23 protein-coding genes are annotated in these 24,594 nt (G+C 36.4%); 10 read left to right on the top strand and 13 right to left on the bottom strand.

Annotation, left to right across the window (positions count from 1 at the left end; all coding sequences use genetic code 11):
• Positions 1 to 2: 2 nt before the first annotated feature.
• The 3 genes from ACFQ13_RS06505 to ACFQ13_RS06495 form a co-directional block, all read right to left on the bottom strand.
• Entirely contained in the window at positions 3 to 2,318 is a 2,316-nt protein-coding gene (locus ACFQ13_RS06505; RefSeq protein WP_386115413.1) for a TonB-dependent receptor domain-containing protein, read from the bottom strand.
• Positions 2,311 to 3,207, bottom strand: a complete 897-nt coding sequence (locus ACFQ13_RS06500) for a FecR family protein (protein ID WP_386115410.1) — start codon at positions 3,205 to 3,207, stop codon at positions 2,311 to 2,313. Before ACFQ13_RS06500 ends, ACFQ13_RS06505 begins: the two co-directional genes overlap by 8 nt.
• Before the next feature lie 144 nt (positions 3,208 to 3,351).
• Positions 3,352 to 3,867, bottom strand: coding sequence for an RNA polymerase sigma factor (locus ACFQ13_RS06495; protein ID WP_386115407.1), 516 nt, complete (start codon positions 3,865 to 3,867; stop codon positions 3,352 to 3,354).
• A gap of 110 nt (positions 3,868 to 3,977) precedes the next feature.
• On the opposite strand from ACFQ13_RS06495, the gene ACFQ13_RS06490 reads away from it, so the two are divergent.
• The 3 genes from ACFQ13_RS06490 (at position 3,978) to ACFQ13_RS06480 (ending at position 8,535) form a co-directional block, all read left to right on the top strand.
• Positions 3,978 to 5,900: a hypothetical protein gene (locus ACFQ13_RS06490; RefSeq protein ID WP_386115404.1), complete on the top strand. Its 1,923-nt coding sequence runs from the start codon at positions 3,978 to 3,980 to the stop codon at positions 5,898 to 5,900.
• Positions 5,901 to 6,197: 297 nt separating this feature from the next.
• A complete protein-coding gene (ffh, locus tag ACFQ13_RS06485; RefSeq protein WP_114310920.1) occupies positions 6,198 to 7,529 on the top strand; it encodes a signal recognition particle protein in 1,332 nt (443 codons plus the stop codon).
• A 124-nt stretch (positions 7,530 to 7,653) separates the two neighbouring features.
• Entirely contained in the window at positions 7,654 to 8,535 is an 882-nt protein-coding gene (locus ACFQ13_RS06480) for a bifunctional 5,10-methylenetetrahydrofolate dehydrogenase/5,10-methenyltetrahydrofolate cyclohydrolase (RefSeq protein ID WP_114310921.1), read from the top strand.
• Positions 8,536 to 8,616: 81 nt separating this feature from the next.
• Here the strand turns inward: ACFQ13_RS06480 and ACFQ13_RS06475 are convergent, their stop codons facing one another.
• Genes ACFQ13_RS06475 through ACFQ13_RS06450 form a run of 6 tightly spaced genes read right to left on the bottom strand, consistent with a single transcriptional unit; the run spans position 8,617 to position 13,147 of the window.
• Complete coding sequence (locus ACFQ13_RS06475) at positions 8,617 to 9,039, bottom strand: VOC family protein (protein ID WP_386115651.1); 423 nt, start codon at positions 9,037 to 9,039, stop codon at positions 8,617 to 8,619.
• Positions 9,039 to 9,806, bottom strand: a complete 768-nt coding sequence (rluF, locus tag ACFQ13_RS06470; RefSeq protein ID WP_114310923.1) for a 23S rRNA pseudouridine(2604) synthase RluF — start codon at positions 9,804 to 9,806, stop codon at positions 9,039 to 9,041. The genes ACFQ13_RS06475 and rluF overlap by 1 nt, the downstream gene beginning before the upstream one ends.
• A gap of 21 nt (positions 9,807 to 9,827) precedes the next feature.
• Positions 9,828 to 10,655 (bottom strand): alpha/beta fold hydrolase, encoded by an 828-nt coding sequence (locus ACFQ13_RS06465; RefSeq protein WP_386115401.1) that lies wholly within the window; start codon positions 10,653 to 10,655, stop codon positions 9,828 to 9,830.
• 4 nt (positions 10,656 to 10,659) lie between these two features.
• Positions 10,660 to 11,022 (bottom strand): cupin domain-containing protein, encoded by a 363-nt coding sequence (locus ACFQ13_RS06460; RefSeq protein ID WP_114310925.1) that lies wholly within the window; start codon positions 11,020 to 11,022, stop codon positions 10,660 to 10,662.
• 23 nt (positions 11,023 to 11,045) lie between these two features.
• A complete protein-coding gene (locus tag ACFQ13_RS06455) occupies positions 11,046 to 11,600 on the bottom strand; it encodes a hypothetical protein (protein ID WP_386115398.1) in 555 nt (184 codons plus the stop codon).
• 17 nt (positions 11,601 to 11,617) lie between these two features.
• Positions 11,618 to 13,147 carry a helicase HerA-like domain-containing protein gene (locus ACFQ13_RS06450; protein ID WP_386115395.1) on the bottom strand — a complete coding sequence of 510 codons (1,530 nt, stop codon included), beginning with the start codon at positions 13,145 to 13,147 and terminating at the stop codon, positions 11,618 to 11,620.
• Positions 13,148 to 13,331: 184 nt separating this feature from the next.
• Between ACFQ13_RS06450 and ACFQ13_RS06445 the strand changes: the two genes are divergently transcribed.
• Positions 13,332 to 13,964 carry a 7-carboxy-7-deazaguanine synthase QueE gene (locus tag ACFQ13_RS06445; RefSeq protein ID WP_114310928.1) on the top strand — a complete coding sequence of 211 codons (633 nt, stop codon included), beginning with the start codon at positions 13,332 to 13,334 and terminating at the stop codon, positions 13,962 to 13,964.
• Positions 13,965 to 14,045: 81 nt separating this feature from the next.
• Here ACFQ13_RS06445 and ACFQ13_RS06440 read toward each other — a convergent pair whose 3' ends face one another.
• Complete coding sequence (locus ACFQ13_RS06440; protein ID WP_386115391.1) at positions 14,046 to 14,591, bottom strand: DUF2911 domain-containing protein; 546 nt, start codon at positions 14,589 to 14,591, stop codon at positions 14,046 to 14,048.
• A gap of 270 nt (positions 14,592 to 14,861) precedes the next feature.
• Here ACFQ13_RS06440 and asnB point away from each other — a divergent pair, with 270 nt between their 5' ends.
• From asnB to gyrB, 5 genes are all read left to right on the top strand, one after another.
• Entirely contained in the window at positions 14,862 to 16,535 is a 1,674-nt protein-coding gene (asnB, locus tag ACFQ13_RS06435) for an asparagine synthase B (RefSeq protein ID WP_386115388.1), read from the top strand.
• A gap of 15 nt (positions 16,536 to 16,550) precedes the next feature.
• The gene (locus ACFQ13_RS06430) at positions 16,551 to 17,228 is read left to right on the top strand and encodes a Crp/Fnr family transcriptional regulator (RefSeq protein ID WP_386115385.1); all 678 of its coding nucleotides are present in this window, start codon (positions 16,551 to 16,553) and stop codon (positions 17,226 to 17,228) included.
• A gap of 98 nt (positions 17,229 to 17,326) precedes the next feature.
• Positions 17,327 to 17,668, top strand: a complete 342-nt coding sequence (locus ACFQ13_RS06425; protein ID WP_386115382.1) for a hypothetical protein — start codon at positions 17,327 to 17,329, stop codon at positions 17,666 to 17,668.
• Between the two features lie 19 nt (positions 17,669 to 17,687).
• Positions 17,688 to 18,569 (top strand): pirin family protein, encoded by an 882-nt coding sequence (locus ACFQ13_RS06420; protein ID WP_386115380.1) that lies wholly within the window; start codon positions 17,688 to 17,690, stop codon positions 18,567 to 18,569.
• 756 nt (positions 18,570 to 19,325) lie between these two features.
• Positions 19,326 to 21,275 carry a DNA topoisomerase (ATP-hydrolyzing) subunit B gene (gene gyrB / locus ACFQ13_RS06415; RefSeq protein WP_386115377.1) on the top strand — a complete coding sequence of 650 codons (1,950 nt, stop codon included), beginning with the start codon at positions 19,326 to 19,328 and terminating at the stop codon, positions 21,273 to 21,275.
• Positions 21,276 to 21,332: 57 nt separating this feature from the next.
• Here the strand turns inward: gyrB and ACFQ13_RS06410 are convergent, their stop codons facing one another.
• The 3 genes from ACFQ13_RS06410 to ACFQ13_RS06400 all read right to left on the bottom strand — a co-directional run bounded on the left by ACFQ13_RS06410 (position 21,333) and on the right by ACFQ13_RS06400 (position 23,870).
• Positions 21,333 to 21,929, bottom strand: a complete 597-nt coding sequence (locus ACFQ13_RS06410; protein WP_386115374.1) for a porin family protein — start codon at positions 21,927 to 21,929, stop codon at positions 21,333 to 21,335.
• Positions 21,930 to 21,960: 31 nt separating this feature from the next.
• Positions 21,961 to 22,737: a membrane metalloprotease gene (locus ACFQ13_RS06405; protein WP_386115371.1), complete on the bottom strand. Its 777-nt coding sequence runs from the start codon at positions 22,735 to 22,737 to the stop codon at positions 21,961 to 21,963.
• A gap of 80 nt (positions 22,738 to 22,817) precedes the next feature.
• On the bottom strand, positions 22,818 to 23,870 hold the full coding sequence (locus tag ACFQ13_RS06400; protein ID WP_386115368.1) for a hypothetical protein: 1,053 nt from the start codon (positions 23,868 to 23,870) through the stop codon (positions 22,818 to 22,820).
• 213 nt (positions 23,871 to 24,083) lie between these two features.
• On the opposite strand from ACFQ13_RS06400, the gene ACFQ13_RS06395 reads away from it, so the two are divergent.
• Positions 24,084 to 24,593, top strand: coding sequence for an RNA polymerase sigma factor (locus ACFQ13_RS06395; protein ID WP_386115365.1), 510 nt, complete (start codon positions 24,084 to 24,086; stop codon positions 24,591 to 24,593).
• The last annotated feature ends 1 nt before the right edge of the window (position 24,594 follow it).

Raw genomic sequence — 24,594 nt, 5'->3', positions numbered from 1 at the left:
TACTAAAAATTAATTCTCACACTAAAATTAGGCGTGAATTTCAAGGATTCATTGTTTATTTCTGAAAGTGCTCCTTCAGCATCTTTAGTGTAGTAACGGTTAATAATATTGGTTTGGTTAAAAATATTCCACAGTGCAATACCTACTTCAGCATTACTATTGCCAGAGAGGTCTATTCGGTAGGACGCTGAGATGTCTGTTCTAAAATAATCCTCTAAACGTGCACCATTAGGAGCCTTGTATTGTATGGTATTGGTATTTGCGTCTTGAGATTCTGAAGGTGAGGTGTACGGTCGCCCTGAGTGCCAATTAAAACTCATGCCTAATTGTAAAGCACTTTTGTTATAGGTGAGTGAAGCGTTAGCAACATGTCTCAAATCTAAGGTGTTTGGAAATAACTCGCCTTGATTTAAAGTTTCAAAATGGTAATCATTTTTACTATATGTATAGCCCAACCAAGTATTAAACAGGCCTAAACGTTTATGAATTAAGAAATCAACCCCTCGTACTTTATAAGATCCTATGGTGTTTATAAACTGATATTGGTTTTGAAACCCTTGACTTCTCGTAGTGATATCATTGACCACTTTATAATAGCCTTCTACAGAGACTAGCAAATTATTATGGTTATAACTAAGGCCTAAAGAGGCTTGTTCGCTTGTCATTAACGGCACGTCATTACCATTGGCTAATTGCCAACGACGCTTTTCTATACCGAAAAAATCTTGTTGTAGATCGATGATTTGTGTAATGGATTGGCTTTTTAATTCGCCTAAAATTTCAAGTCTGAAAAAATCAAAAAACTGATAATTTACCGAAAATCGAGGTTCTATTTTAAAAGTGGCTAATTGGTCAAAATAATTAATTCTAGACCCCAATCTAATATGGGTTTTACGAGAAGGGGTGTACCATTCAATTTCGCCAAATAAGGCATGAGATCGTATAATTTCTTTCGTATAACTCGTAAAATTAGGTGCGTTTACATCTTCAAAATATGCGACACTGACTTCATTAAATTGATAGCCTGTATTAATATTCAGATCCGTATTTACGGTTTTTGTAAAGTCTAAGCGTAAACCATAGTCTTCAACTTTATTTTCTTGTGTCAGTACAAGATTATCGTGTACGTTTTCATTTTTGGCATCCAAGTCGTACTGCGAATAATAAAGTTCAACTGTGCTTTTAAACTGGCTATTGAACGCTTTTGTATAATTGGCGCTTGCCCCGTAGGTCAATTGGTTGAGTTTACTTTTTGTTTCTTCCAAGCGATGTTCTGTAGAAATGTAGGCTTGGTTGTAATCCAAACGATTCCGTATCGCTAAAGCATTAAACCTGATTTTTGAAGTCGCATTGATATCGTATAAAAACTTCGCATTAAAATCGTAAAATAAAAACCGTTCGTCTAAGGCTAAAGCATTATTTGTAGCATTGTTGTTATTGAGTTCAGAATCTTGAAAGATGCGTTCAAAATAGGCATCATAAGTTTGGGTCACCATCACATCTGTGTAGGCGCGTCTGGCCGAAAGTTGAATTTCAGATTTTGGAGATATCGGGGTTTTGGCAAATCCGTCAACACTGAGAAGGTTACCACCAATGCTGGCTTGCGTTTTATGGTCAATAACATCTTTACTTTTAATAGCAATGGTACTTGATACGGCATCGCCAAACCGTGCACTCGTTCCATTTTTTGAAATAGAAATCTCTTCCGTAAGATAGGGATTAAACGCTGAAATTAGTCCGAAGAAATGCCCTGATTGATACATGCGAATTCCTTCGTATAAAATTAAATTTTGGTCGTTGGTCCCGCCTCTTATATTAATGTTAGAGATCCGTTCGTCTATACTGATAATTCCAGGTAAATTTTGAATAATTTGTAAAACATCGGGTTCTATAAGACCAGGCAGCATATTAAAGCCTTTGGTGTTCGCTTTAATGGTTCCGTTGTTTAATTTTGAAATACCCTTGGTTAAATAATTGGTCACAACGACTTCATTAAGACGCTGTGTGTGCTGAGGTTCATTTTTGACAATTTTTAGCGCAATGGTTATAAACCGACTATTTAAAATTTTAAAATTTAAAGGGGTGTTAGTACGGAGTTCCTGTAAGGCTTCTTCTAAAGAATAATTAGGATTTAAAGACTTTACTGATAGGTTTGCAATGGTTTGAGGTTCGTAAGAAAACGTGACCTGATGTTTTTTTTCTAATTCGGAAAGAATCTGTATAAGTGGCAGTGCATTGGGCTGCGTTTGGCTATAGGCCAACGGTGATAGGGATAAGCTTAGTAAGAAAGATATTAAAATGAGTAGGGGCTTATTCACGTTGTATTAAAATAGACTTTCCTGAAATAGTATAGTTTAAATTTAAAGGAATTGTAACAGATTGCAAGGCTAAATCTAAATCATTATGCGTAAAACTTCCGGTAAACAAACGCGAGCTATCAATACCTTGAGGTGTTATTGAAATGTCGTATTGGTTTTCTAACTCCATAATAACATATTGTAAGGGTACACTTTTAAAACTACTTTCCCCTAAAAGCCATTGCGGTTGTTCTAGGTTATTTGTTGTTTTGGTTGAGGTCATACCGTAAATAGAGCTGTAGGTATCTCCCGGTTTTAGATTAAAGGATTGATCTTGATGTGTTACGGCTACTGCACCTTCATAACAGGTGACTTCAAAATAATTTTGGCGTTGTTTTACATTAAATTGCGTTCCTAAAACGGTAACTAAACCTTGTGGGGTAATCACATCGAAAGTGGCGCCTTTGGCAACTTTAAAAAATGCTTCACCTTCTAAATTTACCGATCGGGTTTCGCTCCAACGTCCTTTGTTAAATACAAGTTTAGAATTGGCGTTTAATTCTACAACCGAAGCATCGGGTAAGGCTATTGTAGATTGCTGAGCAATGGGCGTTTCTACGGCAGTATCTAAGGTCGCGGTATAATAATAGAGGCTTAGGCCTAATACTAAAATAGCGGCGATTTTTAAAGCCGGTTTTAGCCAAGAGCTCTTTTTATGTTGACGCAGTTTTAATTCCTTTTGTAAGGCTAGGTAAGAATGGTCTATGGATAATCCTTCGTTCTTAAATCCTTTTAAAGCCTCATCCATTTGTGTTAAGGACTTGGCATCTTCAAGTTGCTCAAAAGCAATTTGCTCTTCAGGGGTAAGATTATGGTCTAACCATTTTTTTATGAGTTCTTCTCTATTCATTCGCTTTGTATCCCTTTATAGGGTTTCATTTCTACGGGACTATTTTTTTTGCTTATTACGGCTTCTGTGTATATAACAAGTTACGAGGTAAATCTCCTACTTTAAGGATTTCTTATTTATTATTGAAGCATTTTAGCGGTGCTATTAGAGTTCTTCAATATCATGTCTCAATTTTTTTAAAGCCCCATAAATACGTTTTTCCACCGCCTTAACGGAGATGCCTAAGAGTTCAGCAATCTCTTTAAACCGTTTGCCTTCAACTCTATTCATTAAAAAGGCCACGCGCTGCGCTTCAGTTAAATTACTGATTGCTTTTTGCAGCTTAACGTGGTATTCTTTCTCCTCAAGTACAAATTGTGGGGTTTCTAGAGTGGTCTGCTTTTTGGGGATTTTCTGATATTTTAAAACCACCTTTTCATGGGCCACAGCATTTAACATTAAGTTATTGGCGGTGGTAAATAAATAACTCTTGGCTTTGTCTGGCGTTACTTTTTTACAATTCTGCCAGAGTTTAATAAAGGCCTCCTGAACTTTGTCTTCCGGATTACGTTGGTCTCCAAATTTGTAATATAAAAAGTCGTGCAAATTTTTGGCGTGTTTTTTATACAAACGCTCAAATAAATGCGATTCACAAATGTTATTTTGTAAAGGTTGACTCATGGGTATTTTACGGTGCTACAAATTAGAAATAAATTTTTACATAATCAGGGTAGGGGATTTTGGCTCTAACTTGTTATATAATAAAAAGATAAGTTTCTTAGATTATAAAAATGAAAAGCAACAATATTCTATTTCATGTCCTTTTTGCCCTTTTTTGCCTGATGTCTTGTCAAGAGGAGGTCAGTCAGATTGAAGATCCTACAGATCAAGAAGCCTTAGTTTTTAATTCTAGCTTAGTAGAGGTGTTGCGCAGCACAACGTCTAATTATAAGAGTTCAGATGACTTTTTAGATGGTGCTAGTTGTGTATCTGTGCAATTGCCTGTAACCCTCATTGTCAATAATGTTGCGATGACTTTAACGAGTGATGCAGAATTGCAGGAATTTCAACTCATGTTGAATACGGCTAATACTACTGAAATTGATTTTAATATCGTTTTTCCTATAACGGTGATTTTATCGGATTATACTACAAGCCTTATTACTCATCAAGAGGGACTTGATAATTTAAGTGCTGCCTGTGAGGGGATAGATTCGTCTTACGCGTCTTGCTTAAATTTTATCTATCCAATTTCGTTATCCGTTTTTAATGCCAATTTTAATACGGTTGAAATTGTTCAGGTTGAAGACGATCAAGCGTTTTATGAGTTTTTAGGAATGTTGAGTCAAGCTGAAAACAATCTAATTGTAAGTTTAAATTACCCGTTGCATCTCAACCCTTCCTATGGAGAGAACTTTACCGTTACTGATAATGATGACTTACTGGTTAATTTAACTTCGGCTGAAACCTTTTGTAATGATGAATCTACACACTGTGTGGAAGATGAAGTCTTAACCCGTTTAGAAGCTTGCTCTTGGTCGCTTGTAGCAAATTCTGATTTTAATAACTTACGTTTTGTGTTTCATGCTGATGGGAGCTTAGAGCTTTTAGAAGGTCTTATTGAATCTGAAATTATAGGGAGCTGGAATCTATCTTCAATAAATGGTGAGATAATGTTGACGTTTTCAGATTTAACCACATTTGAAACCGATTTAGAAGGAAATTGGATTATTGAAGATTGTAGCGATGACGACTTCACAATAAGTCAAAATTCTACAACATACTTCTTAGAGCAGCAATGCGATTTGGATACACTTTTTAATTGTTTTAATGATTTTGAATTGGTAGCATGTGCGGACCTTAATGGTGAGGCCGTATTTAATCTAACCGCCCAAACGATAGAAACGATAAGTTGTACTGAAACGTATAATGCCACTTTTTTTACTACTCAAAGTGATGCGGAATCGCACAGTAATCCTATTGCAAATATAGAAGCTTATAGCTCAGCAACCGAAACGCTACTCTTAAAAATAGAAGCGGCAGAAGGCGAGTTTCAACTGTATTCCGTGTTCTTAAATGCCGTTGTTTGTAATGATTTTGAATGTTTTGATGCTGAAAATCCGGTGTTAGAAACCTGCTATTCCGATGCAGCGGTGCTGTATGCCTTTAATCTTATGTCTGCTTATCAAGAGTGTACTGCGGAGACCATCACCTTTTATGAACAATTAATGGAGGCGGAAACTGAAGTAAATCCTATTTCAGATCCTACCGCATATCAAACCGCTTTACTTAACACTACGGTGTATGCGCGTGTTGAAATTAATCAGCAATTTCAAATCTATCCGATAACCTTAAATGTGGTGACTTGTAATGAAGATAGTTGTAATACAACGACTGTTGAAACACGTTTAACCACATGCCTGTGGACCGTGAGTAGTTACAACGGAAGTGATAATTTAGATGGGTATACTCTAGATTTTCAATCAGAATCTGGAGTGCTTCATGTGTATGATGATTCTGTTTCAGTATCGGCAGCTTGGTCGGTTTATGAAACTTATGATGGTGTGGGCATTGATTTTTCTGGGATATCGGCGTCAAACATTCAAGTGATTAACGGCAGTTGGCTTATCATAACATGTCAAAGTGATGAGATGATTTTACAGTCTTTAAATGATAATAATCTAGAGATGGTTTTAAGCCGTACCTGCGAATAAAATTTTAAGTTGAGTTGATTGAAAAGGAGCCGCTTGCCATGAGGGGCTCTTTTTTTTTTTATTTAAATAACAAAAGGCTTGAGTTAATAGGTTTCGGGATTGCTACTTATGATCGTTATTTAAGAAGTAAAATTCTCACAACTGAAGGCTTCAAATTTAGATTGAATAGAGCCGCATTGCATTCAGAAATCATTTTTCAATATCACATTCGTATTTCCCTCATAAATTCTTAAATTTGCAACTTATTAAAATAACACAGACTGCTTATTTGCAGGCTGGAAACTTAAGACGAGAAACATGTTCAATAATTTAAGTGATAAGTTAGATAAAGCGTTACACGTATTAAAAGGTCATGGAAGCATCACAGAAGTGAATGTTGCTGAGACATTAAAAGAAGTTAGACGTGCGCTTTTAGATGCCGATGTTAACTTTAAAATTGCTAAAGAATTTACCGTTCGTGTAAAAGAAAAAGCACTAGGGCAAGATGTATTAACCACCTTGCAGCCAGGTCAGTTAATGGTGAAAATCGTTAAAGATGAGTTAACTGAATTAATGGGTGGTGATGCCGAAGGAATTAATCTTTCTGGTCAGCCAACAGTGATTTTAATGTCTGGTCTTCAGGGATCTGGTAAAACAACCTTTTCAGGTAAACTTGCCAATTATTTAAAAAATAAAAAAACAAAGAAGCCTTTATTAGTGGCTTGTGATGTTTACCGTCCGGCGGCGATTGATCAGTTACACGTGGTAGGAGATCAAATTGGTGTTGAGGTTTATAGCGATAAAGGAAATACAGATCCTGTTGCGATTTCTCAAGCCGGTATTGCACACGCTAAAGCTAATGGGCATAATGTTGTTATAATTGATACCGCGGGTCGTTTGGCAGTAGATGAAGCCATGATGACTGAAATCTCTAACATTCATAAAGCCATTGAGCCACAAGAAACCTTATTTGTGGTCGATTCTATGACGGGTCAAGATGCTGTTAATACAGCGAAAGCCTTTAATGATATCTTAAATTTTGATGGTGTTATCCTTACTAAATTAGATGGTGATACCCGTGGTGGTGCTGCCATTTCTATTAAGTCGGTTGTAGATAAGCCAATTAAATTTATTGGTACAGGGGAAAAGATGGAAGCTATTGATGTTTTCTATCCTTCTCGTATGGCCGATCGTATTCTTGGTATGGGAGATGTGGTGTCTTTAGTGGAGCGTGCTCAAGAGCAGTTTGACGAAGACGAAGCAAGAAAACTTCAAAAGAAAATTGCTAAAAACCAATTCGGGTTTGATGATTTCTTAAAACAGATTCAGCAGATCAAGAAAATGGGTAACATGAAAGATTTAGTAGGCATGATTCCTGGTGCAGGAAAAATGATGAAAGATATAGATATTGATGATGATGCGTTTAAAGGAATCGAGGCTATTATTCATTCTATGACGCCTGATGAACGTGCTAACCCATCAATTATTAACGCAAGCCGTAAAAAACGAATTGGAAAAGGTTCAGGAACCTCTGTACAAGAAGTGAATCAGCTTCTAAAACAATTTACTCAGATGAGTAAAATGATGAAGATGATGCAAGGTGGTGGCGGAAAACGTATGATGCAGATGATGCAGAATATGCCTAAGTAAACCTAAGTACACTATAGAGGGTTTGTTTTATATACAGACTTCGGTAGATTTTAAAATATTTTAATTTATAACCCAGTAATTTTTTGCGCAATAGCGCTTTTGCTAGAAAACAATAACCAAAAGCATGACAATTTTAGACGGAAAGAAAGTAAGTAACGATATTAAAAACGAAATCAAAGCTGAGGTCGATAAGATGAAGGCTAATGGTGAAAAGGTTCCGCATCTCGCAGCAGTTATTGTTGGTAATGATGGTGCCAGTTTAACTTACGTTGGTAGTAAGGTAAGAGCTTGTGAGCGCGTAGGGTTTGAGTCTACGATGGTACGTTTATCTAATACAACAAGTGAAATTGAATTATTAGATAAAATTGATGAGTTAAATAAGAATGACGATATCGATGGTTTTATTATTCAATTACCATTGCCACCGCAAATTAATACCCAAAAAGTATTAATGGCTGTAGATCCTAACAAAGATGTTGATGGATTTCACCCAATGAACTTTGGTAAAATGTCTTTAGACATGTCTACTTTTATTCCTGCGACACCGTTTGGAATTTTAGAATTATTAGACCGTTACGGAGTAGAAACAAAAGGAAAGCATACTGTTGTAATTGGTCGTTCTCATATTGTGGGACGTCCAATGAGTATTTTAATGGGACGAAAAGGTTTTCCAGGGAACTCTACAGTAACCTTAACGCACAGTCATACAAAGAACATTACTCAGATAACTTCTCAAGCAGATATTATTATTTCGGCCTTAGGAATTCCTAAGTTCTTAAAAGCTGAAATGGTAAAGGATGACGCTGTTATTATTGATGTAGGAATTACAAGAGTTCCAGATGATTCTGAAAAAGGATACTACATCACAGGAGATGTCGATTTTGCTACAGTTAGTAAAAAAGCGAGTTTTATAACACCTGTTCCTGGTGGAGTAGGACCAATGACTATCGCGATGCTGTTAAAGAATACATTAATAGCAAGGGATCAACATAGAAATAATAACTAAGAATTAGTTAATCATAAAAAAGGGCAATAATTTTAATTATTGCCCTTTTTTTTATGTGCTAGATTTTAATTTGAAAGTTTTTTACTTCGCAAAAAGTTGACTTTTATCTTTAAATGACTTGAATTCTAAAGCATTTCCTGAAGGGTCTTTGAAAAACATCGTGGCTTGTTCACCAACTTGACCTTCAAAACGAATGTAAGGTTCAATAACAAATTCTATAGACTTAGATTTTAATAATTCAGCAAAATCATGAAAAACATCCCAATCTAAAACCACCCCAAAATGAGGAACCGGCACGTCTTTACCGTCAACCACATTGATAATGTTTTGGTCGGCTTCTTTTTCTTTATAATGAATAACCAATTGGTGACCAAAGAAATTATAATCGACCCAGTGTGAACTGCTTCGTCCTTCTTCAAAATTTAAAACCTCGGTGTAAAAATGTCTACACTCAGAAAGGTTGTCCACAGGGATTGCAAGGTGAAAAGGGGATAGAGCCATAATTAACGTCTGTTTTTTCTAAGGGTATTTTGACTTTCTTCAAAAGTTTTGTCAGAATCGGCAATAAGGGCGCTCAAAGTTTTAAACTCCTCTTGTGTTAATTCTCTATACTGTCCTATAGGCACATCAAGCTTTATGTTCATAATTCTTACGCGCTTTAAGGTTTGTACTTCGTAATTTAAGTACTCGCACATACGACGAATCTGACGGTTTAGACCTTGAGTTAGGATAATACTAAACGTGAATTTGTCTATTTTTTTTACAACACACTTTTTGGTGCGTTGCCCTAAGTCTTCAATATAAATTCCTCCAGACATACGTTCTATAAAGGTTTGAGAAATAGGAATATCTACAGTAACAATGTACTCTTTTTCGTGATTATTACTTGCTCTCAATATCTTATTAACAATATCGCCATCGTCTGTAAGTAAAATAAGACCTTCACTAGGTTTATCTAAACGACCGATAGGAAATATACGCTTTGGATAATTAATATAATCTATAATATTATCTTTCTCTACACGTGTATCTGTGGTACAAACAATGCCCACAGGTTTATTAAAAGCGAGGTATACAAAATCTTGTTGGCGTTGGCCAATGACTTCTCCGTCTACTTTTACAATATCGTCTGGAGATACTTTTGTGCCCATTTCTGGGACCACATCGTTTATAGTTACACGACCCGCATCAATTAATCGGTCTGCAGCTCGGCGAGAGCAGTAACCGGCTTCGCTGAGGTATTTGTTAAGGCGTTTTAGTTCTTGTGACATCTTGCAAAAATACAATAAAGATTACGCATTAATGAAATCTATAATCTTTGGGGTTAAGGATTCGTCTTTTAAACCATGGCCAAAACCAGAGGTGGTTACAAACTCTGCGTTTTTGTAACGGTTTGCTATGAGTTGCCCATCTTCATAAGGAATAATTTGGTCCTTTTTATCATGGATCACTAAGCCTTTTGCTGCTATAGACTCCGTAAAGTTAGCCGTAGAAAAGTAAGACACAGGTTGTTTAAAACGATCTAGAATAATAGAATCTAAACCTTTTGAGATTCTTTTGTTAAATCCCATCATACTTTTATACCGATCAAAAACACCTGTAAAGTGTGCCGGTGCTCCTAATAAGACCAGTTTTTCAATGGAAGGAAGTTCATGGTTATGTAATGAAAATACACTAGCCATACCACCAACGGAATGTCCCATGAGAACTTCTGGTTGAAACTTTTTAATAATAGTTGCAATAAATTCTGAATATAAAATGGCATTAAACTGTTTGCCATCAGATCGTCCATGTGCAGGAGCATCTAAGGCTATGATATTATAGTCTTGTGCCTGTAGGTCTTTTAGAATATAATTCCAACGTGAGGTGTTACTTTCCCAACCGTGTGCTAAGAGAACGGTTTTTCCTTTTCCTACCCATCGGTAAGTAGCGATGTCCATGTTATTATATCGGGTTTCTTCAAAAAAAGCCGAATTAATAATCTGTTTCTGGTAATCGTTATAACGCCCTTTTCTTGGCGATGCAAATAGGTTAATGGCTCTCTTGGCTGCAAATTTTGTTGAGATGATACTCGATGCATTAAGCGCGCCACCTATAGATTTTACAATAAAACTACTCATAGGACTAATCTTCTCTATTAACCGCATCCATAGTAAAGGCTGGACGGCAAATGGCTAAATATTCACAAGGTTCTGTAAACGGATTTGAGTATTGAAGCCTTGTGTTTTTTTCAACTTTAATAGATTGACCGGCTTCTAAAATAATAGTTTCACCGTCTATAATAAATTGCTTCTTACCTTTTATAATAAAAGTGTATTCGTCAAACTCTGGCGTCTGAAAAGGTTCAGACCAGCCTGCTGGCGCTATCATATGTGCAATACTTATGTCGCTATTACCGTCACTAGCTTGCCCAAAGTGTTCTTTTATTACTTTTCCGTCTGTTGTAGGAACAACAAAAGGAGCATTCTGTATGGTGTATTTTTTCATGTTATCTCGTTCTATTTTTTATCTTACCAATGCAACATAAAAAATTTAATTTTTGCTTTTTCAGGAATTTGAAGCGGGTCTATAACTAAGTCCCTATCAAATCGCATACTTGCAGGTAATTCATTTTTATCAATAGTGAAAGACGCATTGATCTCGTCTACAGAGACCACAATAACATTGATAAGGTTATCTATTTTAGAGATTTTGTAATTGTCCCTAAGGGCTTTAAATGTACTTATTGTAGAAATATCTTTGTCCGTCTTATAACGTTCGTCAATAATACGTACAGTAGAAATGACAGACATGGAATCTAAAGGTGTTTTAGGAGATAAATCTAAAAGTTTTTTACCGCCTTTCTCAAAGACTTCAATAGTGTTTCCTCCGCCATAAATTTGGTTTCTATTATTAACGTTTACCACAGAGTCCTTGCTAAAAATGGTTTCTAAATCTTTAACTTTTGTAGAATCGTTTAATAACCCGATATGATCTTTTTTTATTAAAAACGGATTGCTATTGTCCGTTGTACAACTTGTAATGATAAGCGAAGCAGCAAGGGCTGCTAAAAAGGGTTTATTCATGTTTTATTTTTTCAATTTTATTTAATCATTTTGCTGAGAATACCAAGAACCCCTCTAATAACTGTAGCGCTCGTTAAAACCTTTACTAAAGGATTCATACGTGTGCTTTGACGTCGCGATGTTTTTTTTGTGGCCGCACGTTTTAGGGCTTCCTTTTCTTCTTGAGCCTTTTGTTTGGCTTCTTCAGCTTCAGCTTGTTTAATTTTTTTATTGAGCATCTCGTAAGCACTCTCACGATCTATAGTTTCATTGTATTTCCTAGCCAGTTTAGATTCTGCTATAAGTCCGCTTAATTCATTATCCGTTAAAACATCCATTCTACTCATTGGTGCTCGTAATAGCGTTGCAGCTAATGGAGTAGGTTTTCCTTTTTCATCTAAAGCAGAGACTAAGGCTTCTCCAATTCCTAATGACGTGAGCACATCAGCAGTGTCGTAATATTCCGTGTCAGGGTAATTCTGTGCTGTAAGTTTTATGGCTTTTCGGTCTTTTGCCGTAAAAGCTCTTAAAGCATGTTGCACTTTTAAACCGAGTTGGCCTAAGACTTCCTCAGGAACATCCGTTGGATTTTGAGTTACAAAATATAATCCGACGCCTTTACTACGAATTAGTTTAACAATACTTTCTATCTGATCTAATAAGGCATCAGAAGCTTCATTGAAAATTAAATGAGCTTCGTCAATAAACATAATGAGTTCCGGGCGTCCGCTATCGCCTTGTTCTGGAAATGTAGAATAAATTTCGGCGAGTAAACTCAACATAAACGTTGAGAATAACTTGGGTTTATCTTGAATATCGGTTAGTCGAAGTATATTAATATAACCTCTTCCTTGGTCGTCAACACGTAATAAATCTTCAGTGTCAAATGATTTTTCACCGAAGAATAAGTCACCACCTTGTTGTTCTATTTCTATTATTTTTCTAAGAATAGCACCGGTAGAGGCTGTTGAAATTCGTCCATAAGCTTTTTGAAATTCTTCTTTCCCTTCATTAGTGGCATATTGCAAGATCTTCTTAAAATCTTTAAGGTCTAATAGCGGCAGGTGGTTATCATCACAATATTTAAAAATAACCGAAATAATACCAGCTTGGGTTTCGGTAACATCTAAAATTCTTGAGATTAACACCGGACCAAATTCACTTATGGTAGCCCGTAAGCGCACGCCATCTTGTTCTGATAAGGTTAGCATTTCAACAGGAAAAGCTTGCGGATTAAAAGGTAAGCCAATTTGTTGGTGACGCTCGTCTATTTTAGCATGGCCAGGACTTGGTTTTGCAAGTCCACTTAAATCCCCTTTAATATCCATAAGTAAAACCGGAACACCTTTTTCTGAAAGATTTTCAGCCAAAACTTGTAGTGTTTTAGTTTTTCCGGTACCTGTGGCCCCAGCAATTAGCCCATGTCGGTTCATGGTTTTTAGAGGCACATTAACAAAAGTATTGGTCATAGTTTGGCCCTCTAACATTGCAGCGCCCAGGGTAATATACTCACCTTTACAGGTGTTTCCGTCAGTAATTTCTTTTACGAAAGCTTCAGAGTTCTTCATTCATCAGAAAATTTGTATAAAAATAATGTAATTTACTCAGCTATGAAACAGTTTTCACATTCATACTTTAGCAAAGATAGCTGTTGGTCCTTGTGTTTATTGGGCTTGCCGAATAAAATTTAACCTGTAGATTAGTGGGTGTAGAGATGGTGACTGACAACTAAATAACTATCTTTGCAGCCTTATGACAAGAAGAGAACGACAAGAATTAATAGATAAAGGTTTATTATTACCTTTAATGGAAGAATTTTACACCATTCAAGGTGAAGGATTTCACAAAGGAACAGCGGCTTATTTTGTAAGAATAGGAGGGTGTGATGTGGGATGCCATTGGTGCGATGTAAAAGAAAGCTGGTTGGCCGAGTTACATCCGCCTACAGCAACAGAGAAGATTGTAGATAATGCTGTAAAATATAGTAATACTATTATTGTTACCGGTGGAGAGCCTTTAACTTGGGACATGGGGCCGCTTACAGCGCAGTTAAAAGCTAAAGGGGTTCAAACACATATTGAAACTTCTGGGGCTTACAAACTAACAGGGGAGTGGGACTGGATCTGTCTATCGCCTAAAAAAATGAAATTGCCAACCAAAGAAGTTTATGAGAAAGCTCATGAGCTAAAATGTATTATTTATAATAATGACGATTTTAAGTTTGCTGAAGAGCAAGCAGAAAAAGTTAACGGAGATTGTATTTTGTATCTGCAACCCGAGTGGAGTAAACGTGATAAAGTTATTCCTAAAATTGTAGATTATGTTATGGACCATCCAAAATGGAAAGTGTCGTTACAAACCCATAAATATTTAAATATTCCTTAGTGAGCCTAAGGCGAATTATTTAAAATAAAAAAAGTTCCGTTGATATAATCAGCGGAACTTTTTTACTTTATAAAAAGGATATTATTTTGTAAACGGTACAGCAGCTCTTATTGTGCCCCAACCTAAATGCATATCAACACCTTTTTCAGATTTATCAAAAGCGATAGAAAATGCTTCTAAAGATTCTTTAGCTGTTGTTACAGGTACAGAAATACGTGCTACATCATTGTCTTCTTTATAAAAATAGCTTCCCCAAACATTAAGGTCTGTATTTATAATGGCTGTCCATTCTTTCTGACCAGGAATAACATAAAATGTGTAGGTTCCTGCTTTTACCAATTGTCCGCCTAATTTCATGTCTGTATAAAGCGTAAGCTCAGCTGCTTCATTAGCACCAACGCGCCATACGTCTCCTTCTTTTACTAATTCTTCTACGGCACGTCCCTTTAATTGAGGACGACTGTAAGTAATTTTAATCAGTTTGTTAGCCTCTTTGTAACTTGTAGGAAATGATGCGGCATCCATTGGGCTTTTGTCTAAACCTTTAAATTCTTGTGCACTCACATTCAGCGTTAAAAGGAATAGCAATGCAAAAGCTATTGAGGTCATTACGTTTGATTTTTTCATAAGTCTTTAGGTGTTAGTTGTTTTTGTTAAATGCGTTTATAATTTACTAACTAGTCGTAATTAATGTGTAAAATTTACAGTTTCATAGCTAAAGGAGTGATAAAGTCGTCATTTTGTTGTAATATGAATATAATAGGCGGTTTTAAGTTTTAATTTAAAACCATTATGTATTTGTTTGTTTTTAAAATGAAAGTTTAATTCCATATTTGTACTGTAATTAATAATTAATGGCTTGTTTTTAGAAGTCATATCCTAATAAAAATAAAAGTTATGTGCGGAATAGTATGTGCGTTTGATATAAAACAGAAAGTAGACGATTTAAGACCTCAAGTATTAGAAATGGCGAAAGCTATCCGTCATCGTGGTCCAGATTGGAGTGGTATTTTTAGTGATGACAAGGCGATAATGGCGCATGAGCGTTTAGCGATTGTAGATCCAGCTTCTGGTAAGCAACCCTTATTCAGTCCTGATAAAAAATTAGTCTTAGCAGCAAACGGCGAAATCTATAACCACAGAGAACTGCGTCAGCAATTTGAAGGGAAATACGATTTTCAGACCGAGAGTGACTGTGAGGTGATCCTTGCTTTATACCAAGAAAAAGGTGTGGATTTTGTAGATGAAATGAACGGTATTTTTGGCTTTGCTATTTATGATGCTGAAAAAGATGAGTATTTTATTGCAAGAGACCATATGGGAATTATTCCTTTATACATCGGATGGGATAAAAGTGGAACTTTCTATGTGGCATCAGAATTAAAAGCTTTGGAAGGTATCTGTACTAAAATAGAACTGTTTCCTCCAGGACATTTTATGTCGAGTAAAGATGGTGAATTTGTACAGTGGTACAAACGCGATTGGAAAACCTATGAGGCGGTAAAAGAAAATGAAACTAGTATTGCTGAAGTTAAAGAAGCTTTAGAAGCGGCTGTACACAGACAATTGATGAGTGATGTGCCTTACGGGGTATTATTATCTGGAGGCTTAGATTCTTCAGTGACCTCTGCTATAGCAAAAAAATATTCTGAAAAACGTATTGAAGCCGATGACCAAGAAAAAGCATGGTGGCCACAATTACACTCGTTCTCTGTTGGATTAGAGGGATCTCCAGATTTAGCGGCAGCTAAAAAAGTGGCCGATCATATTGGTACGGTACACCATGAAATTAAATTCACCATACAAGAAGGATTAGATGCTATTAAAGATGTAATCTACAACATTGAAACTTATGATATAACAACTATTCGTTCGTCAACACCTATGTATTTAATGGCTCGTGTAATTAAATCTATGGGAATAAAAATGGTGCTCTCAGGAGAAGGGGCTGATGAGTTATTTGGAGGGTATCTATACTTTCATAAAGCACCAGATGCTCAAGAGTTCCATGAAGAAACCGTACGTAAACTCGATAAGTTACATATGTACGATTGCTTAAGAGCGAACAAAAGTTTAGCCGCTTGGGGTATTGAAGGTCGTGTGCCATTTTTAGATAAAGAATTTATGGATGTGGCGATGCGTATTAACCCTAAGGATAAAATGATTAACGGGGAGCGTATGGAAAAATGGGTTATCCGTAAAGCTTTTGAAGATTATATTCCTGAAAGTGTAGCATGGCGACAAAAAGAACAGTTTTCAGATGGTGTTGGGTATAGCTGGATTGATACCTTAAAAGAATTGGTAGAAAAAGAAGTTTCTGATGAGCAAATTGAAAATGCAAAATTCCGTTTTCCAATTAACACGCCATTAAACAAAGAAGAGTATTATTACCGCTCTATTTTTGAAGGCCATTTCCCTAGTGACGCTGCGGCATTAAGTGTGCCACAAGAAGCTAGTGTTGCCTGTAGTACAGCCACGGCTTTAGAATGGGACGAAGCCTTTAAAAACATGAACGATCCTTCGGGGAGAGCAGTTGCCAAAGTGCATTCTGATTCTTACGTAAAAGCTTAAACTATTTTAATTACGATGATAAAAGACCAATCAAAATACGATTGGTCTTTTTTTTATACCCTACATTGTCGTAAATTCATCATCTTAATTAAAGTTATGAGCTTACCAAATTTTACAAACTTTCTTATTGAAAAAGGAGGGCTGACAGCAGAAGAAGTCCGTCAGGTTACACCTTTTATGCGAACAGAAACCGTAGCTAACAATGCGTTTTTATTAAAAGCAGGTGAAGTGTGTTCGCATTCGTTTTTTGTTGAAAGTGGTGTGCTTCGACTTTATGCCTTAAATGAAGAAGGAAAAGAGAATATCTTACAATTTGCAACTGAAAATGGTATTGTGAGTGATCGTGGAAGTGTGTTTTTTCAAGAACCCTCTACTTATTATATCGATGCTATAGAGCCTACCGTTGTAGTGTTATTTGATGAAGCATTTGTCAATGAAGTCGCCAAAGTGAATTCAAGTTTTAGAGTGCATCACGAAAAATTATTACAGAATCATATTCGTCATTTATACAAGCGCGTCAGTTTGTTAATTGGTGCTTCGGCTAAGGTGCGCTATTTAGAATTTGTACAGCGACACCCCGACCTTATGCTGCGTGTACCACAATGGATGATTGCTTCCTATTTAGGGATTACGCCAGAAAGCCTAAGTCGCGTGCGTAAAGCCTTGGCGGCAGAAAACTTTAAATCTAATTAAAGTCCATCCTTAAATGGTATAGCACAGTGCTTCTTATCAAATGTCAATGCACATGCTTTTATGTTCCTGTAATTTTACAGTCATAAAACAAAGCAGTTATGAGACATTTAGAAGTGTTAGTGGTAACCAAATCACCTACAAATCCGAGAATTTTAAATTGGAAGGTCTCTACAGTGCGTCATGTAGAGCAAGCTATTGAGCACCTGCAACGGCATCATTTTGCTGTGGTTGCACTCTCTAGTACGTTGAGTGAATCCGATAAAAAGAAGTTAAAGACTCTTCTCCCTCTACTTAAGGAGGATTTAGTGTTGGTGGAATATACTGAGGATAGCAGTTTAGCTGAAACGGTTAAAGCAGCGTATTGGAAGACTAAACAACCCAACGCTCAGACCAATTATCTCGATAACGCATTAGCATTAAACTTAGCGCAACACTATTAATTAAATACCTAAAACGATTATGAAAACATATAAAGAAAGACAAATAGAAAAAGTAACGGCACCAGGAACACCGCATTTTGTTGGTGATGGATTTAGAGTTCACAATTTTATACCGGGAAGCTCAAGCATGCAGCGTATGGATCCGTTTATTATGCTTGATTATAATTCCAAGTATAATTTTCCGGCGACCGATAAACCAAAAGGTGTCGGCGTACATCCGCACCGTGGGTTCGAAACTGTAACCATTGCTTACAAAGGTCGTGTAGAACATGGCGATAGTGCTGGTGGTGGCGGTATCATTGGCGAAGGAGATGTGCAATGGATGACGGCAGCTTCAGGAGTGTTACATAAAGAATTTCATGAAACCGAATGGAGTAAAACAGGAGGTGAATTTCAAATGGTACAGCTATGGGTAAACTTACCGGCTAAGGATAAAATGAGTGCGCCCAAATACCAAGCTATTGCAAATGCAGAGATTACTAAAGTAGCTTTGCCAAACACTGCCGGAGAATTAGAAGTAATTGCCGGTGCGTATGAAGGAGAACAAGGTCCGGCGTCTACATTTTCGCCAATACATATGTATAATGTGAAGTTGAAAGCCGGAGCTAAAACCCAATTGTCATTTCCTGCTCATTACACCACGGCTATTTTAATGGTAGAAGGCGATGCTGTTATTAACGGAGATACCAAAGCAGAGGAAGATCATTTTGTAATGTTTGGTAACAATGGGGAATCTTTTACCGTTGAAGCTGAAAACGATGCCGTGATTTTAGTGTTAAGTGGTGAACCTCTTAAGGAGCCCATTGCAGCGCATGGTCCTTTTGTAATGAATACAAAAGAGGAATTGATAGACGCATTTCAAGATTTTAATACCGGTAAATTTGGGTACTTAGAAGATTAGTAGCTATAAGAAAGCAGCACCATTTGGGGCTGTTTTTCTTTATAAGCAAGGACGTCTAATAAGTGACGGACGTACTTACGAGACCAAGCAGTTAGGGGCGCCAAAGACAGTAAACGTTGTACTTTTGAAATTTAAGCTAATTCTACCATTTATATTTTTAGCGGAGAGGCCTTTTCAGAAGAACAATTTACAGAATGGAACTTTGTGGCGTCAGATAAAATACCAATTGCAAAAGCTAAAGTTGCTTTGAAAGCAGAACGGTTTCTAAAAGTCCCTCAGGATACCCTGCGTATTCCTTGGTCATAGCCTAAAGGGTTTGCCGGTGAATCACCGTTTAAGAAATCTGAAGATTGAGGGTGAATTTTATCAGTTTTAATAAAACAGGTCTTCCGTAGAAAAGAAAATAAGCTTAAAAATAAGCGGTTTGCGCCCGTTTTGATTTTTGAAATAGAAGCAAAGCCTTTAAAATTACTGAAATCCATTTTAAGGTCGATTTTAGCCTTTTTAAGCGACTTTTTTAATTTTGAACAAATGTTGATAATTATTGGCTTGGAGGGGTAAAAAGCTTTTTAAATGCGTTTAAAATCCTTATATTTGTTAGTATTCTAAAAATGATACAGCTGTGTCATTTTTTTATGTCAAAAAAGCGCTTAATTTTCGAAATGAAATTGAAGGAAATTGAGATAGCTGAATTGATTCCGTTGAAGGACGGAACCTTTTTTAAAATAAAGATTAGAACTAAACGTATTCAAAATAATGAGCGAAAAAAGAGAAGAATTTAATAAGGATAATTATTCCGCAGATAGTATTCAGGCCCTAGAGGGTATGGAGCACGTGCGTATGCGTCCTTCCATGTATATCGGTGATGTGGGGGTTCGTGGTTTGCACCATTTAGTATATGAGGTTGTAGATAACTCTATTGACGAAGCTTTAGCCGGTCACTGTGATAACATTAGTGTTACTATTAACGAAGATAACTCGATTACTACCGAAGATGATGGACGTGGTATTCCTGTAGATTTACATAAAAAAGAAGGCGTTTCTGCACTTGAGGTCGTGATGACTAAAATTGGAGCCGGTGGTAAATTCGATAAAGATTCTTATAAAGTTTCTGGTGGATTACACGGGGTTGGTGTAAGTTGTGTTAACGCCTTATCAGAGCACTTAAAAGCTACGGTTTATAGAAAAGGTGAAATTTGGGAGCAGGAGTACGAGCGCGGTAAAGCAATGTACCCTGTAAAGAAAGTTGGCGATACGGAAAAGCGAGGTACAATTGTAACCTTTAAACCAGATCCAACCATATTTACTCAAACTTTAGAGTATAGTTATGATACCCTTGCGAGTCGTTTACGTGAATTAGCGTACTTAAATAAAGGGATTACCATTCATTTGATTGATAAACGTCATAAAAAAGAAGATGGTGAGTATGAAGGTGAAACGTTTCATTCTGAAGAAGGACTTAAAGAATTTATTAAGTTTTTAGATGAAACACGTGAGCCTTTAATGAAAGATGTTATTGCTTTTGAAGGTGAAAAAAATGGCGTTCCTGTTGAGGTAGCCATGGTTTATAATACTTCTTATGCTGAAAATTTACATTCTTATGTAAATAATATTAATACGCATGAAGGAGGAACACACTTATCTGGATTTAGAAGAGGTTTAACGCATACCCTTAAAAAGTATGCTGATGAATCTGGAATGCTAGAAAAGTTGAAATTTGATATTTCTGGTGATGATTTCCGTGAAGGATTAACCGCGATTGTTTCCGTAAAAGTTGCTGAACCACAATTTGAGGGGCAAACGAAAACAAAATTAGGAAACCGTGAGGTCTCTGCTTCTGTGAGTCAGGCCGTTTCAGAAATGTTAACGGATTACTTAGAAGAACATCCTGATGATGCTAAAACCATTGTACAGAAAGTAATTTTAGCCGCTCAAGCCCGTCACGCTGCACAGAAAGCCCGTGAAATGGTACAACGTAAAACCGTTATGAGTATCGGTGGTTTACCTGGGAAATTATCAGATTGTTCTGAACAAGATCCTGCAAAATGTGAAGTATTCCTTGTCGAGGGAGATTCGGCAGGTGGTACGGCTAAGCAAGGTCGAGATAGAGCCTTCCAAGCGATTCTACCATTAAGAGGTAAGATTCTTAACGTAGAAAAAGCGATGACGCATAAAGTTTTTGAAAACGAAGAAATCAAAAACATTTTTACCGCTTTAGGGGTGACTATCGGAACAGAAGAAGATAGTAAAGCTTTAAACCTTTCAAAATTAAGATACCATAAGGTTGTAATTATGTGTGATGCCGATATTGATGGTAGTCATATTGCCACACTAATTTTAACTTTCTTCTTTAGATATATGAAAGAATTGGTAGAAAACGGATACATCTATATTGCAACACCGCCTTTATATTTAGTTAAAAAAGGAGCGAAAAAACAATATGCATGGTCAGATAAAGAACGTGATGCTATTTTAGCTGAATTTGGTGATAATGCTAAAATTCAACGTTATAAAGGTCTTGGGGAAATGAATGCGGAGCAATTGTGGGATACAACAATGAATCCAGAATTTAGAACCATGCGTTTAGTACAAATAGAAAATGGTGTAGAGGCAGACCGTGTATTCTCAATGTTGATGGGAGATGAGGTTCCGCCACGTAGAGAGTTTATTGAAAAGAACGCTATTTATGCTAATATTGATGCCTAAATAGAATATTATAGTTATAAAAAAAACGCATATTAAATATGCGTTTTTTTTTTTTGCTTAAAAGTCAAAACCTAAGGAGAATTGCCATACTCTATTTCTCGGATTTCCGTCGTCGTAGATGTCTCCTAGTCCTAAATGATATCTTACACCAAAGCTTACACCGGAGTCCGTTTTAACGCCGCCTCCAAAATTCATCCCCCAATCAAATCGATTAGGATTAAACTCTTGTTCGGTATCAAAAAGATTAAAACTACTATCAAACTCTTCTTTATGTGAGATTGCTAAACCAATTTGTGGTCCAGCCTCTAAAAAGAAATTGTTACTAGGATATAACTTTAACAGTAAAGGCATATTGATATAATCTAATTTCTGTGTGAAGGTGCCACTGTTGTCTTTCACTTCATAACCTTGTTGCGCGTATAAAATTTCAACCTGAAAGGCAAGGTTGTTAGTGGCAAATGATTCGCCATAAAAACCAACATGGAACCCATGACGCTGTCCGGTTTCAGTGTCTCCATCAAAACTTACTGCGGCTAAATTGTAACCAAATTTTAAACCTGCATTAGATTTGTTTTTAGTGGTCTGGGCGTCTTGAGCGTAAAGATTAGTAAGCATTGAGAATGCTAGTACGAGGTAGATATAAGTTGTTTTCATAATGTTATTTTTAATTAAATTTTAGATGATTTTATTTCCCGCCTTGGGCTAAAAGGTCATTAAGACAAGCGTTGTCTAATTCTGGTGCAGCGCTCATGTTAATCATGTTTTCTAAACCTGCAGACGATTCTGAGGACCAATACATTAAACAGTTTTCATTATTACAATGTTTGGGGTGAGCTTCATCTTCATGTTCGGTTTCCATAGGGGTGCCTAAGTTTGTAAGTCCCAGAAGGTGGCCAAATTCATGAGTAATCACTGTGGTTTCTAATAATTCCCGATCAGGGTCAAATGGACCGTTGCTAACACTTTGAATACTGTCTTCAAAAATAACAAAGGAGGAGTTCCAATAAGCGGTACCTAAGACTACATTAGTTTGGGAATTACTTGAAGCTTGTCCGTCAGAAAAATACACCCATAAGGTCATTTGATCTTCCGTGTTGTAACGGGTTCGCTCTGCCATTTCAATATCAGCGATATCCTGAATACTATAAGTTTCTAAGCCAGGTGAGGCGATACTTCTTTTTTCTATCGTAACACCATCAGGTTTGTAGGTTCTGTTGTTAATAAACGTTATTAAATTACTGATGCTGCTTTGTTGAGGTTCAAAACCTTCAACATAAACCATTTCAATGAGAAGACTTGTATAGGTGTCATCTGATAAGAAGTCATGCGCAGAGGTTCCTACATTTTGTCGGTTAAGGCTCACATTGACATCGTCTGCTTGCCCATCAATGAGCGTGTTTTCTGTAGCACATCCTGTGATTAAGAGTAGTAAAACCGATATTGCTAAAATTTTATAAACCATCGTTATTTGTTTTAATTAAAGCAGCTACCAAAACGGTAGCTGCTTACCATAACCTGTACATTTCGCCTGAAGCTTTGGTCTTATATTTGGGCTAAAACCAAAGTGACTGCTCCATTTGTTGTACTTTGTAGGGAAATTGTGCTTTCAGAATATTGGGTAACTTTCCATGTGTCGTTTAAGATTTCAAAATTTGAACTTTGAGAAAACGTTAAGCTAACAAAGATGTCTAATTCAGATGCGACTTCATAGGTGCCGTTTACAGCTTCTATAGTTGCATTTGTGGTGTGTTCAGCTGTTACCGTAAGATCATTAGCAAAGTTTAATGTGTAGTCGCTAAAATCATTTGCAGTATCTACACCTGCCGTAATAAAAGCGTCTATAGTAAATAAGCCTTCGACTAAAATTTCCTCTACATCTTCAGCATCATCTTCAGCGTCTTCCATGTCATCCTCAATTTCTAAACACTGGTTAATATAACTTTGTAAATCGGCATCCGATGTAATTTCAACAACGGTATTACTATTTAAAGTTGCTGTAATTGGGTAACTCACGGCAAAGAATTCGGCGTCGTCAAAATTGTTCATATACGCATATAATTGTTGTTCAGATTCAATCACAACACTTCCTGTTTGTTCAATATTAGTACTGTAAGTAAGGATGGTAATTGGGAAATCTATGTTTAAACAATTAATGGCATCTTCCGCTTCATCTTCTGCGGTTTCGCAAGCCTCCATTAAAGTCTCAAACTCAGCTTCATTAGTAACAAGAACTTCATTGTAGTTACTAAGCTTTACGGTTAATGGAAATTGAAATTCAATCGTATCTTCATCATCGGTATAGGCTCCCAGAAGCTCTAAAACTAGGCTGTAATCTGAAGCTGTTACTAAAGAAACCTGGGTGTTATTTACCGTTACCGTGGCTGGTAATAAAATAGAAGAACAAGAGGTGTCGTCTAAAAAGTCATCAAAACTTCCATCGTACATTGCTGAACGCTCTAAATTTTTTGCTGTTGTAGAATTGGCGGTATTGGTATTAGGGTTGTCTCCGGTTTCATCGTTGATTTCATCTTGACAAGACGACAATACCAAAGCGGCCATAAATAATAATGCGGTTAAGAATTTTGAATTTTTCATACTATTGATTTTTGGGTTTTACAAATATAAATTCAAAAGCGTGTTTTTGTGCTTTCTATAACTAAGACGTTTAACTTGTAATTTACCCTATGCTTTTTTGCTATTTTTTTTAAAGTTTTTTATAAAACCTTCACCATTAGAGGATTTAAACTTGATTTTTTTATACTTATTTTTGCCTTTAGATACTTGTAACTCTAATTTATAAGCGACCCTATGTCTAACCTTTGCGAAGAAAAGCATTTTAACGCCTTCTACCTTTCTCATGTAAAGGCGGCTCATAATTTTGCCTTTTATAAATGTGGCGACCAATCTAAATCGTATGATTTGGTGCAGGACGCTTTTGCTAAAATATGGGAGAATTGTTCGCAAATCGATTATAGTAAAGCAAAAACTTACTTGTTTACTACTGTAAATAATCTCTTTTTAAATGTAATGCGCCACCAAAAAGTGGTGTTTACTTACGCTAAGGAAGCGCCGTATAGAGACCAAACCAACTTGAATCCTGAATACCTATTAGAGGAAGAGGAGTTTAAAACTAAATTACAAAAGGTTATTGCAAATTTAAGTGCCGAGCAACGCGAAGTGTTTTTACTCAACAGAATAGAAGACAAAAAGTATCGTGAGATTGCAGTGCTCTTAAATATATCTCAAAAAACGGTGGAAAAACGAATGTCTGCAGCGCTAAAAGCAATACGATCTCAGTTAGAAGGCATTAAAATTTAAA

Origin of the sequence: Winogradskyella rapida (assembly GCF_042675845.1) — a bacterium.
GTDB classification, from domain to species: domain Bacteria; phylum Bacteroidota; class Bacteroidia; order Flavobacteriales; family Flavobacteriaceae; genus Winogradskyella; species Winogradskyella rapida.
The sequence above is the reverse complement of the archived record's forward strand: the minus strand, read 5'-3'. Positions and strand labels throughout refer to the sequence as shown.